At 62.3% G+C, this 12,568-nt stretch carries 9 protein-coding genes; 5 read left to right on the top strand and 4 right to left on the bottom strand.

Annotated features, from left to right (window positions below):
• Nucleotides 1–67 precede the first annotated feature (67 nt).
• The gene (gene lnt, locus MAMT_RS10960; RefSeq protein ID WP_142661067.1) at nt 68–1,696 is read right to left on the bottom strand and encodes an apolipoprotein N-acyltransferase; all 1,629 of its coding nucleotides are present in this window, start codon (nt 1,694–1,696) and stop codon (nt 68–70) included.
• Nucleotides 1,697–1,927: 231 nt separating this feature from the next.
• Here lnt and MAMT_RS10955 point away from each other — a divergent pair, with 231 nt between their 5' ends.
• Entirely contained in the window at nt 1,928–3,451 is a 1,524-nt protein-coding gene (locus MAMT_RS10955; protein ID WP_178087089.1) for a peptidylprolyl isomerase, read from the top strand.
• Nucleotides 3,452–3,601: 150 nt separating this feature from the next.
• The gene (locus MAMT_RS10950) at nt 3,602–4,504 is read left to right on the top strand and encodes a vitamin K epoxide reductase family protein (protein ID WP_142661065.1); all 903 of its coding nucleotides are present in this window, start codon (nt 3,602–3,604) and stop codon (nt 4,502–4,504) included.
• A gap of 10 nt (nt 4,505–4,514) precedes the next feature.
• Here the strand turns inward: MAMT_RS10950 and MAMT_RS10945 are convergent, their stop codons facing one another.
• Nucleotides 4,515–7,040 (bottom strand): TonB-dependent receptor, encoded by a 2,526-nt coding sequence (locus MAMT_RS10945; RefSeq protein WP_246186672.1) that lies wholly within the window; start codon nt 7,038–7,040, stop codon nt 4,515–4,517.
• 354 nt (nt 7,041–7,394) lie between these two features.
• Here MAMT_RS10945 and MAMT_RS10940 point away from each other — a divergent pair, with 354 nt between their 5' ends.
• Both MAMT_RS10940 and MAMT_RS10935 read left to right on the top strand, forming a co-directional pair.
• Complete coding sequence (locus MAMT_RS10940; RefSeq protein ID WP_142661063.1) at nt 7,395–8,783, top strand: cytochrome ubiquinol oxidase subunit I; 1,389 nt, start codon at nt 7,395–7,397, stop codon at nt 8,781–8,783.
• A gap of 27 nt (nt 8,784–8,810) precedes the next feature.
• Nucleotides 8,811–10,043, top strand: a complete 1,233-nt coding sequence (locus MAMT_RS10935; protein ID WP_142661062.1) for a hypothetical protein — start codon at nt 8,811–8,813, stop codon at nt 10,041–10,043.
• A gap of 89 nt (nt 10,044–10,132) precedes the next feature.
• Here the strand turns inward: MAMT_RS10935 and MAMT_RS10930 are convergent, their stop codons facing one another.
• Nucleotides 10,133–11,245 (bottom strand): LptF/LptG family permease, encoded by a 1,113-nt coding sequence (locus MAMT_RS10930; protein WP_142661061.1) that lies wholly within the window; start codon nt 11,243–11,245, stop codon nt 10,133–10,135.
• 32 nt (nt 11,246–11,277) lie between these two features.
• Nucleotides 11,278–11,907, bottom strand: coding sequence for a Tll0287-like domain-containing protein (locus tag MAMT_RS10925; RefSeq protein ID WP_178087088.1), 630 nt, complete (start codon nt 11,905–11,907; stop codon nt 11,278–11,280).
• Nucleotides 11,908–12,124: 217 nt separating this feature from the next.
• On the opposite strand from MAMT_RS10925, the gene MAMT_RS10920 reads away from it, so the two are divergent.
• Nucleotides 12,125–12,568: YSC84-related protein (locus MAMT_RS10920; protein WP_246186671.1), on the top strand; the 444-nt coding region annotated here is incomplete at its 3' end.

The raw sequence follows: 12,568 nt of genomic DNA, 5'->3' as shown, positions 1-12,568 counted from the left end.
TCTATTTCGCAAGCCGCAGGAGATCGCTTGTGAGACATGCAGGCTGATCTTCCCGAATGGACACGGCTTACGCGGGATCGGAGCCTTGGGTCATTCTGCTTTTTCGTAAGGAGGGAGCCATTCCCAAGAGGAGAAGCGCCGCCGAAAGCCAGACGATCCAGTCGCCGACGGCGCGGTAGAGGGTGGGCCGGGGCCGGTGCCATTGGGCCACGCCGAGGAGAATGCCTTGGCCTCGATCCGTCTTTGCATCCGCTTCGGGAAGAGAGGCTACGATGGCGCCATTCTGATTGACGAAGGTGGTGATTCCCGTGTTTCCGCAGCGGAGGAGAGGAAGGTCGAGCTCGATCGCACGGAGGGTGGCATTGGCCAGATGCAGGCGCGCGCCCGGGGTGCCGGTGAACCAGCCGTCATTGGTGATGTTCACCAGAAGGTCGGGGTTTTCGCGGGCGACGCGGCGGGCATAGTCCGGGAAGGTGTCTTCGAAGCAGATGAGTGGCGCGATCCGCACCATCGGGTTCTGGAGTTGGAAGACGACCGGGGAGGCGCCCGGGGAAAACTCGAGCTCAAAGGGGACGAGGTTCCGGAGGATGGGGAACTGGCTGCCGAGCGGAACGAACTCTCCGAAAGGGACCAACCGGTTCTTGGCGTAGGTCTGAAGCGACCGGCCTTGAGGAGCGAAGAGGAGGGCATCGTTGAAAAGCTGCTCGCCTCGGAGGCGCGGGGTTCCCAAGAGAAGCCAGGATTCCGAAGTCTCCACCCAGGCGAGGAGGGGCACGCGAAGGGAGGGGGTGGAGAGAAGATCCGCGCCGATCGGGCTTTCCGGCCAGACGATGAGCTGAGGCGCTGCCTGGATCGCGCTCTCGGTGAGGCCGATCTCACGGGTAATGGCCTCCTGGGGGTCGAAAGGGTTCTCGACGCTTTGCGGAACGGCGGGTTGGATCAGCGCATAGCGGAGCGTCTGCGCGGTCTCTCTCGGGGTCGTGATGAGGACGAAGAGTCCGTAGGATGCGCTTGCCGCCAGGAGAAGGAGTCCGGCGGCAAGATCCGGATGGGAGGTTCGCTTCTGTTCGCGGCGGAGTTCCGCCCGCAGGCGCAAGCCGGCAAAAAAGAGAAGGGCGTTTCCGAAGGCAAGAAGCCAGGAAAGGAGAAGGCCTCCCCCCAGGCGCGCCGTCTGGGCGAGGACGAGCGTCTGAAACTGGGAGACGCCCAGGCCATTCCAAGGGAACCCCCCGAACAGCCAACCCCGAAGCCACTCGAGGACAACCCAGGAGGAAGCCAGGCAGGCCGAAGCAAAGAGGTTGCCGCCGGGCTGGAAAGGAGGGCGGCCTATGGTCCAAACGCCGGCAAGGGCGAGCCAGAGGGCGGGGTAGAGAGAGAGGTAGAGAACGAGCCCGATCGTTCCCGCGATCGTCACCTTTCCGATCCACCAGAGGGTAGCACCGAAAAAAAGGAGTCCCAGCAGATAGCCCGAGCCCGCACGTTCCCGCCAGTTCCGAAGGATCCGGGAGGCCGTCATCGCGGGAAGCAGGGCAACCCAGGCCAGTCCGGACCATGCCAGCGGCGGGAAAGAGAGAGCAAGGAGGAGGCCCGAGGCAAGGCAGAGCGCGGTCGCGGAGCCGAGAGGCGCAAGGCCGCTCCAGCGGCCGGGCGTCGACCGGGGCGAGGAGGAAAGCGGTAGAGGAGGGAGCGGATCCACGGAGGCAGCGGCTCCCGCCTTTTTTATCCCCGCTCTCTATCGGAAGAAAAGGGATTTTCGGCATGCCTGCCTGGGGCGGGAGCGGTTCGCTCGTTAGCGAGGCAGCGCTCCGTCGCTGGACGGCTGCCGTTTCCCCCTCAGGTGAAAAGCCGGGATTTTGCGATCGAGGCTTTTTTTTCCGGGAACGGTATGCTATCGGCGATTGCCGAAAGGAACCGGTCTTGCGCCTCTATGCTTAAACTCTTCCGCTCTCACTCGGGCTTCGTCGTGCTGATTTTAGGGATGATCGGCCTCTCCTTTCTCTTGTTTTATAATGTTCCCGCCCTGAGTCGATTGCGCAGCGGCCCGGTGGGCAAGATCGCGGGAGAGGGGGTCTCCCTGGAGAGCTTTCGCTTCTCGCGGCAGGCCGCGGAGTTCGAGATGGCTCTTTTTTCGGGAGGCCGTGTTCCTCGTCAAGGAGGTGCGGATCGCCTCCTCAACGAGATTGCCTGGGGGAGGCTGGTCTTCCTTGCCGAGGCGAAGCGACTCCATTGCGTCGTGCCCGATGACCTGGTCGTTCGCGCGATCCAGGCGCTCCCCTTCCTGCAAAAGGACGGCAAGTATAGTGAAGAGATCTACAACCAGTTCGTGAACGAGTTTCTCGGCGCACGAGGGATCAAGGGCGAGCGTTTTGTCGAGATCGTCCGGGAGAGTCTTCTCATCGATCAGGTCAAACTTTCGCTCGTTTCTCCGATCCAGGTGGGACCGGGAGAGGTGGAGAGGGTCTACCGGTCGGATTTCGGCCCGGCGAAGCTGACGGTGGTTCGGCTGGCGGCGGAACAGTTCCTTCCGTCGATTTCGGTGAACCCGGAACAAGTGGAGACGGAGTTTCGGCGGCACGGGGCGGATCCTTCTCTCCGGATCCCCGAGCAGCGGAAAATCGCGTTCGTGGAGTTTGCTCTCCCTCCGGAGCAGCAGAAGCTTCCCGAGAAGGAAAAAAAGGAGGCGGAAGAGAAGCTCTTGCAGCGGGCGGAGGATTTCGCGGTGGCGCTGAGCCGGGAGGAAGGGAAGAAGGAGGCTTTTTTCAAGAAAGCGCAGGAGCAGGGGCTGCCGGTCCGGGAGATCGGCTTGTTTTCCGAGGAGAACCCTCCGAACCTGCCGGAAGGAGGAGGGCGCGGTTTGGCGGACGCGGCCTTTGCCCTCTCCGAGGAGAATCCGATCGGCGAACCGCAGCGGAGCGCGTCGGGCTTTCGCGTGATGGTGCTGACGGCGGTGGAGCCGAGCCGGCCGCGGCCGCCAGCCGAGGTTCGCGAGATCCTGAGGCAGAAACTGGCCGAGCGGCTCGCCTTGGAGAAGCTCTTCCAGGAGGGAAAGGCGTTGACGGCAAGCCTGAGGAAAGATCTGGCGGCGGGAAAGCCCTTTGGCGATCTCGTCCGGGAAAAGAAGTTGGCGGCGGAAACCCTGACCCATTTTGTCCCCGCCGAACCTTCGAAGGAGCTGCGGGATGGGGCGGAGATCGCGCTTGTGAGTCATCTCCTCGATCCCGGAGACCTCAGCCCTTTTACGCCGGTTCCGGGTGGCGCGATCCTCGTCTACCTGGAGGCCCGGGATGGTCCCGCCGTTCCGGAAAGCAAGGAGCTCCGGCGTCAGATCGAGGAAGGGCTTCGCGAAAGCCGTCAGCAGGAATTTTTGGAGGAGTGGCTCACCGAGGAGAACCGGAAGCCGGGGTACCAGCTGCCGAAGGGCTTGGCGAGCATGGGGCAGGAGGAGCCCTGATCCGCTTTGGGGCGGCGAGCTCCTTGCGGCGGGTGTTGCCCGAAAACCGTCCCCCGCCCGGCGGGCGAGCCCAGGACGGAGCAAGATCCGAGAAGAAGGGGCCGAAGAGCGCCCCCGTCCGAATCGGCGAAGGGGCAAGGAAGGAAGGGAATGTCGGATAGATCTTCCTCGGAACCAGTCGTCGGGGCGGCGCGCATTCTTCGCCCGCTCTTTGTGGGAGTCTCCCTCGCCGGGATGGTGTTGGCCGGCTATTTAACGGGGCTGCACTGGTGGGGGAAGCTTCCTGCGGGCTGCGGTGCCGATGGGGGTTGCGGAACCGTCTTGACGAGCGCCTGGTCGAAGCTTTTTGGCCAGCCGGTGAGCTTGTACGGGTTTGGCCTTTATGCGGCGCTCGTGGCTCTCTCGTGCCGGGGCTGGACGGTGGATCGGCGAGGATGGGCGCTCGGCCTGCTCCTCTTCGGGCTGCTCTGGAGCGCCCTCTTTGTCTCGGTTTCCCTCTTCGTGCTTGGAGCGACTTGTCCTTATTGCCTGACTTCGGCGGGCCTTCTCTTGGCCCTCTTCGTCCTGCTTCTGGTGACGCCGGGGGCCAAGCCGGGCCGCCGTTTCTGGTTGGTCTTGCTGCCCGCTGTCCTTGTCGCCGGGGGCTCCTCCGCCGCTTGGTTCCACTTCTCGGCCGTCCGCAGCGAACGGGAGGCCCGCGTCGCGATGGTTGCCAGGCAGCAGGGGGAGGATCTTCTCTGGCTTCAGGATCTGGCCAAACATTTGGAGAAGAGCGGGGTCAAGTTCTACGGAGCGACCTGGTGTAATCATTGCCGCCTGCAGCGTGCGCTCTTTGGAAAGGCCGAGGAGCTGCTCCCCTTTGTTGATTGCGCCCCCGACGGACGAGGGGGCCCCATGGCTGCGCCTTGCAAGGAGATCGGCGTCCGGATCTTTCCCACCTGGACGATCGGGGATCGAAAATACGAGGGGATCCTGATGCCGGAAACCTTGGCGGAACTGACGGGCTTCCGCCCGCGGCCTGTCCGAAAGGGCAATCCTCCGGTCGGACCGTGAGAAGGTCGGGCTAGAACTTCCAGGCCATGGTGCCCTGGACCCAGAAGGGGAGCCCCGCGACGATGCCGCCGTAGTCGTTGGTGCGATCGGGCATCGAGCCGATGGCGTAGGGGAGCCAGTAGGGCTCGTTGGTCAGGTTGTAGATCCAGAGGGAGACTTCCCACTTCGGCTGGGCGTAGAAGATCCGGGCGTTGAGGAGATATTGCCACGGGATCGCCGTGGCATAGTTGTAGCCGAGGAACTGCTGGCTCATCACGAGCGCGCTTACGGTCGCCCCGAAGCCCGAATCGGCCTGGTAGGTGACCATGGCGTTGATGACCTGCTGGGGCCAGCCGATGAAGGGATAGGCGCCGGGCGGGTAACTACCGTTATTGTTGAGTGGAAGGTTGGCCTGGAGGGCGAGGGCGGTGGAGTAGGTCTGCGACATGGGTGGGCCGTAGGGCAAGCCGGACCAGTCTTCGACGCCGCGCGCAAAGAAGTAACCCGTGCGCATCCACCAGTGACGATCGGGTTGGTAGGTGAGGTTGGCTTCCAGCCCGGTGACGGTCGCCGGAGTAGGCGAGACATCCACGAAGTTGAAGAGCGGGATTTGCTGCGAAAAGCCGGCAACCGAGGCATAGAGCTTGTTGTGGAGAAGGCTCCATTTGAATCCTCCCTCGAAGAGCTGCTCTTGCAAGTCGAACGAGCTGTTGGGGAGGCCGCTCGGGTAGACATTGAACCCACCGACCGCCCCCACGTTGGCGACATACATCCAATTGTAGGTGAAATAGGCGGTCCACCAGGGGTAGATCTTGTAAACCGCACTCGCGTTCACCATGGGAAGCTCTTGGATGGTTTGCGCTTGGACGAAGAGCTCGGGCGGGGTCCCGGGTGGGGTCTGGCTCGAGACGAAATAGGTAGTGGCGCGGGCGCCGAAGAGCAGCGAGAGCTTATCGGTGATCTGGAGATCATGCTGGTAGAAGGGGGCAAGGGTCCAGTAGTTGGAGTCGGTCGTTCCGGCGCTTCCGTTGAGCGGCTCGAAGTAGGCGCCGGGCTTTCCCGGAATCGGCCACTCCCCGCCTCCCGGAGCGGAGGGATTGCGAATCAGGGATTGGAAGAATGCGGTCTGGGTGAGATTCCAACTCGTCGGGTTGGTGCGGAGGATGTCCCAGGCGTTCGAGTTGCCGAACCACATTTGGGATTCGTAATCGAGGTTGTGCTCGAATCCCCATTCGACTCCGGTATCGATCTGGTGCTGGAGCAGGAGCTTGCCGAGCAGCCCGCCTCCTGGGGATGAGCTTTCCTTCGATTGGCCGATCGGGGTGGCGAACTGGGCGAGGAGTTCGGTGCGGTTGTCGATTTCGTAATCCCCCATGGCCACTTCGGTATAGTAGGCGGACGGAGCCACCACCGAATTGCGTCCGTAGTAGGCGAAGGTGTTGTTCCGGAGCTGGATACCCTCCCCGAGCTGGAGCCGCTGGACAAGCTGGACGAATCCTGTGTAGCCGAGCCCTTGGGACTCGGGGTTGTTGGCGATCATCCTGCGGCTGATCGGCTCCAAGGGGCCTGCGTAGGAGGCGAAGCCGGGATTGTTGACCGTTCCGACCTGGACTTGGGAGACGGGGAGGGATCCGGTGTTGTAGAGGCCGTCCTGGATGAGAGAGCTGGTCGGCCGGTTCATCCACTCCATCATCGGGGTGAAGTCGTAAGTTCCGAAATCCGAATAGAAGTCGACCGAGTAGTTGTCCGTGGGCCGGGCGCCCAAGGCAAGATAGACGTTCTGCTGGTCGTTGTGGACGTCGGGTTGGTAGTAGCTTCCGTTCTCGATGCCCATGTAGCTCAAGCGATAGGCGACCTTGTGCTCCTTGTCGATCGGACCGCCGATGTCGGCTCCCCACATATAGTTTTCGTACATGCCCGTGGTATCCCACATCTGCCCGCGGAAGCGGTCGAAATAGGGCTGCTTGGTGATGTAGTTGACCGTTCCGCCGGCCGCCTGCTCCTGGCCGAAGACGGCATTGGCCGGCCCCTCGGTGATGTCCTCGGACTCGACCATGTTCCAGTTGAAGGGGGTCAGCGGCATGCCCGCTTCGAGAGCCGTGAACTGGATGCCGTTGATGTAGGGCTGTGCGGCCATGCCCCGGACGGAAGGGGCGGCCATCATCCCTCCGCTGTTTTCGCTGATGGCGCCCGGGATCAGGAACGCGGTGCTCAAGGGATCGATGTAGCCCTGGGCGGTCATGCCCGAGGAGCGCATCATCGTCTGGTTGATCGGGGTCACCTGCCGCGGGGTGTCGAGGACCGAAAGATCCAGCCCGTAGACCGAGGAGCTGTCGGTCGGCAGAACGTCCGATTCGGGGGGAGACGTGGCGGTCACGGAGACTTCGGGAAGCATGGCCGGAGTTTCCGCGGAGGGAGCGGACGGCTCGAAGGGCGCTCCGTAACCCGTGTTTCCGCAGAGGAGGAAGAAGAGTGCGGCAGCCGAACTGCGGAAGAGTTTGGAGCCTGGATGGAAGGGAGGCGGGGAAAGTCTGGATTTCCGCCGCCGAGGCCTCATGAGACCCCAGAGTAGAAGAAGTGGATGATAATCCGCTATCGTTCTCTTGCGAATTGTTGACGATGGATTGCGCTACTGGATCTTGCGCCAGGCAGGCTCGCAAACCCGCCTCCGGGAATCGACAACCCCCAAGAAACAATCCCCAAGAGGAAAGCGGGCCGTCTCTTCGCGGGCTCCCGCTTCTCTGACCGATCTTTGATCCTCCCCGTGCGGTGTCGGCGATACGGGCGAAAAAACCGTCACAACGGGAGCATGCGTAGGCAGCGTGGGTTGACACCTCTCGACCGGATGCCTACGTTGTCATAACAAGTAATAACAAGTGAGCGGACGGAGGGGCCGCTGGAGGGATTTGCGATGGAAAGCCTGGGAATGTATCCGACGTGGTATGTGCCGTACATCGGATCGGGATGGGTGATGGGCATCACGGGAACCATTCATATATTGGCTTCCCATACGTCGATCGGAGCTTCCTTTCTCTTCGCTCTTCTGGAAACCAAGGCGTACCGGGAGAACAAACCCTGGCTGCTCGATTACATCCGCCGGTACGGGGTCTTCCTCCTGGTCTTCTCCTACATCTGGGGATCGGTTACCGGCCCCGGCATCTGGTATTCGACCACGGTGGCCAGCCCGCGCGGAATCTCCGGCCTCATTCATAACTTCGTCTGGGTCTGGGCCACCGAATGGGTCTTCTTCGTCACGGAGGTGATCGGCGTCTACGCCCTGGTCTACACGATCGGCAAGATCGACGCGAAGACCCATCTGAAGCTCACCTGGCTCTTCGCCATCGCTTCCCTGGAAACCCTGCTTCTGATTATCGGGATCCTCTCCTTCATGATGTGGCCGGGAGGGGAGCGCTGGTATCGGACGGGATCCGTCCTCGACGCCTTCTATAACCTGAACATCTTCGCCCAGATGTCGATGCGGGCCGCCTTCATGTGCGTGGCGGCGGCGGTGGTCGGGAGTATCGTCGTCGCCGGCGTCAGGGAGAAGGAGCGGAGGACCGAGATCGCCCGTTTCATTGCGAAAATGGGATTCGTCGGATTGGCTGCGCTCGTTCCTCTCTTCTTCTGGTATGTCCAAACTCTGCCTCCGACCGCGAAAATCATCCTGGCGGCCCGGCTCCCCGCCCACACCTCAGAATTCCTGATCGGAATGCTTGGGGTCACCGCACTCTACCTCGCGTGGCTCGCTTGGAAACCCTCCTGGCTGCCCTCGCCGGTGGCCGCTCTAATGACTCTGCTCCTGCTTCTCTTCGGTCTCTGGCCGGAAGAGCGGTCCCGCGAAAGCCTGCGCAAGCCCTATGTGGCAGGCCAATATATTTACGGGAACCAGGTGATCTCCCGGGATGTGCCCGGGAAGGGGATCCGGGCGGAGCTCCCGGCCATCCAAGAACACGGCCTGCTTGCTCTCCACCCCTTCGTTCCCGTGGCTCTCAAGGAGATCACGCCGCAGAACCGGCTGGAGGCCGGCCGGGTCATTGCCGCGATCGCCTGCGCCAACTGCCACAGTCTCGAAAAGACCGGGCTTTTGCGCCCCTTGCCGGCGAAGTTCGGCGGAACGACGGATCCGCAGGTGGTTCGGGCGTTTCTTGACGGGCCCCTCTACACCGGGGCGATTCCCTACATGCCCGCGATCCCGCTTTCCGAAAAGGAGAGGGAGGCGCTCGCCTATTTCATTGCTCACGCCTCCGAAGCCCCGACTTCTCTTTCCGCCGTGGGCGCGAAATCGCCGAACCCCCGTTAAGACCGAGAAGAAAGGAGACAGAAGACCATGCAGACCGCCCCTCACGCCGACCTGGGAACGTTCCTCAACGTTCTGCGCGACCCCGCCGGGATTCCCGCACCTCCGGTCCTTTTTCAGTGGCTCATGGTGCTTACCTGGGCCTTGCACATTCTCTTCGTCAACCTGGTCCTGGGCGGCGGGACCCTGGCGATCGCGGCCTTCCTCCGGCGGAAGGATCCTTTGTGGGGTCGTCTTTCCCGGGCGATGACGCAGGTGACCAAGATCGCCCTCTCCCTGGCGATCGTGTTGGGGGTGGCTCCGCTGCTCTTCACGCAGGTCATCTACGATCCGATGTGGTATGCGTCGAATGTCCTCTCGGCCGCATGGGTCATGGGATTTATCTACGCCCTCGGTCTGGGCTACACCTGCTGGTTTGTCTTTTCCTTCCGTAACAAGGAGGGGGCTTCCGCAGGCGAGCTTCTCTGGGCGATCGCGGCTATCCTCCTTTTCGCCTTGAACGGATTCGTCATGCACGTTCTCTCGATCCAATCGATCCTGCCTGCCAAGTGGCTCGAGTGGTACGCGCCGCAAGGTATCCCCGACATGTCGGGCCTCAAGGTCCATGCCTTCTCCCTCCCCCGGTTCCTCTTCTTTTTCGCCGCAGCCGCCGCCGGGATCGGCATCTTCCTTCTGGCGTATGCCGATTATTTCCGCCTGCGAAGCGACTTTCCGGCCCCCTATCGGGAGCTTTGCCGAAGGATCGGCTGGCAGTGGGCTCGCTGGGGCTTTTTGGGCCAGGTCGTTCTCGCCATCACTTGGTTTGCGGGCGTCGAGAAGGCGGCGGCCCACCCCTTTCTCTGGATGACGATGATTGCGCTGCTCTCCCTCCTCATCCTTCTCTGGCGGGGAAAGCCGGAGGCCTTCGCCGGCAAGGGATATCTCTACCAGGGCCTCTTCGTTGTCTCTACCCTGGTCGTTGGAATCGCCCGGGAAGAGATCCGCTTGGGAGCGCTCCTGCCGCTCGGATACGATCCGATGAGCTACAAGGTCAACCTTGACCTAGCTTCGACTCTCCTGTTTTTTACCACGTTTCTGGGGGTGGGTGGCCTGGCTCTGGCGTTCCTGATCGCAATGCTCTGGCAGGCCGGGAAGGTGGAGGGACCCTACGTGGCCGGCAAGACCGTGGCCCGTCTTTCCGACTTTGCGCTGGCGATCGTCCTGACCTGGATCGCCATCTTCTTTGGCGTCGGTCTCTTTGTCTGGTTGCGCAACTTCCACTGACCCGCACCTCTCGCAAGCGTTCTTTTGCAGCTTGCAGGCCCATCCGCCGCGCTTCGGGTATGACGTTGGCGAGACATGCCGATGCCGACCTACCCCGCCAGCAGCCGTCGGGGCTCGATGCCGAAGAGAGGCGCCAACCGGGAGAGCCCGAAGAATAGAAAGCCGGCGAGCGGGATGCTCACGGCAAGCGGCGCGGGAAGACGGGAGCCTTGGCCGAGGATCAGAAAGAATCGATAGATGAGGAAGAAGGCAATCAGAATGAAGATCGCATGAAAGACACCCGCAGTCGGGTGCCTCCGGTTGAGCCGGGCTCCCTCCGAGAGTCCAAGCAGGAGGAGGACGAAGGCGGAGCAGGGTTCGGCGAAAAGATTGTAAAACTGGATCTTGTAAGGGGCGAGGGTGCGTGGGGAGAGATGTCCCGGCTTTTCAATCAGCTTCCAGAGCTCGCGGGCATCGAGGTCGCGCGGCTTGGTCTGGAGGGCCACCATGCGGTGAGGGGGAGTATCCCAGGAAGGCAGGGGAAGCTCGGGGAATCGGGTAGAGTTGCGGAAATTTCCCGCGGCATCGTAGTCGATGCGGTTGACGTCGGTGAGAACCCAATGTCCGTCCTGCCACCGGCCCCGGCGGGCGAAATATTTCTTCTGATCGACTCCGAGGGCGTTCTGCACAATGACCTCGAGGTTGTAGGCTTCCTTGGCCGCCAAGTTGATCTCCTGAAAATACCAAGTCCGATGATGGACTTCCTCCCGGAAGATCATCCCGCGGACCGAGGTGGAGACCGAGCGATTCCCTTTGATCTGCTCCATGATCTGGTCTCGCTTGGCCTGGGAGTTTCCGCCGGGACCGAGTTGCACGGCGAGGAGCACTCCGGTCAGCCCGATGCCGACGACAAGGAAGGGAAGGAAAATTCTGCTGAGGGGAACGCAGCAGCTCTGCATCGCGATCAACTCGCTGTGCCGCTGAAATTGCATCAGGCAGTAGAGGGCGGCAAAGAGAGTGGCAGGCGGGGCGACGATGATCAGAGCCGCCGGCAGGAAGGCGGTGTAGTAGGAAATTACGATCGCTGCGGGGGTCTTGTTCGTAATGAAGTCTTCCAGCGAGCCGAAAAGGTCCGCTAGGACCAGCAGCGAGAGGAAGCCGAGGATGGAAAAGAGAAGAGGCTTGAGAAAAGAGGAGAAGAGGTAGCGCGTGAGGATCTTCACCGGGCTTGGAAGCGTGCGGAGGGGGGGAGGGTTCAGGGAGGGGTCAAACCCACGACGACGAGGCCGCGGAAGTCCCCGTCCTTGTAACCGACCGCTTGGTCTTGCGGGTAACGCTCGCGGAGCAGGGTCTTCACTCCGGATGAAAGGGTGGCCGGATCCCCGTGGCACGAAAGGCAGAGTGCGGCAACGCGGATCGGCTGATAGTAGCGGTAGGTCGTCTTGCCCTCCGTCACCACCTTCTGCAGAAGATCCGGCGGGAGAGACTCGTGCCGTGCCTCCGCCTCGAGGTAAATCTGGAGAGCTTGCCGTTCCGCCGGGTCCGGGGCATCCGCCGGATTGCGCAATCGGTTGGAGGTGCGCTTCAAGGAGAAAACAGCACCGGGCGGGCGCGCCTGGTCGCGCACCTGCTGGGTAAGGGCCGGCGCTTGGATCTGGCAGACCGAGATGGCGCCGACCGGCCCCTCTTTCGCCAAGGCATGGGTGAGTTCTTCCCGGATCGTCCGGAGGAGGGTCTGCGCGACCGGTTGGGCGATGGCCCGAACCCGGGTGCTCTCCTCAAGCGTCGGCTGGAAGACGAGGGGCTGGGCGTCGGTTTGAGCCGAAGACTTCTCGGCTCCGAAGAGGAAGAAGAGCGTCAGGAGGATCGGAAGAAGAAGGCTCACGCGCAACCTCGAGGAGAACTCGAATGTAACCGGAGTCTGCGCCGTTTTGGGCCGCAAGAAAAGAAAAACGAGCGAGGGAGCCTCATGCAAGGCGAGCCGCAGGAGAAGGCTTGTGAGGAATGGCGGCTGGCTCGCTCTTGCCTTCCGCGTCTCGGGAGTCGATAAGGATGCTACACTCGCGAGCGAGGGCCGTTTCGGAAACGAGGGGAGGAGGATCGTGAGGAAGAGAGATGCAGCCGGAATCCTGACGATGTTCTTGCTCTGGGTCGCCCTCGGGACGGGGCGATCCTGGGCTTGGGATCTCCAGGATAGCGTCGTTCAATCGGCCGACATCATCCGCGGGTTCAAGTCGCTTCCCGAGGAAGAGATTCCCCCGGCGATCTTCCGCAATGCCAAGGGCCTGGCCATCCTCACGGTGATCAAGGCGGGATTTCTGGTGAGTGTGCGGGGCGGCAGGGGCTTGGTGATCGCGAGGACCGAACACGGCTGGTCGGGACCGTCGGCGATCGCCACAGGCGGTCTCGGATTCGGCTTCCAGGTCGGCGGCAATATGACCGACTTCGTGCTCGTCCTGAATACCCAGGAGGCGATCCTGGCGTTTGCGCGCGGCGGCAACGTAACCCTGGGCGGCAGCATCAGTGCGGCGGCAGGCCCAGTGGGC

This window comes from Methylacidimicrobium tartarophylax (assembly GCF_902143375.2).
Taxonomy (GTDB): domain Bacteria; phylum Verrucomicrobiota; class Verrucomicrobiia; order Methylacidiphilales; family Methylacidiphilaceae; genus Methylacidimicrobium; species Methylacidimicrobium tartarophylax.
Note: the sequence above shows the minus strand (reverse complement) of the source record. Positions and strands in the feature narration are given on the sequence as shown.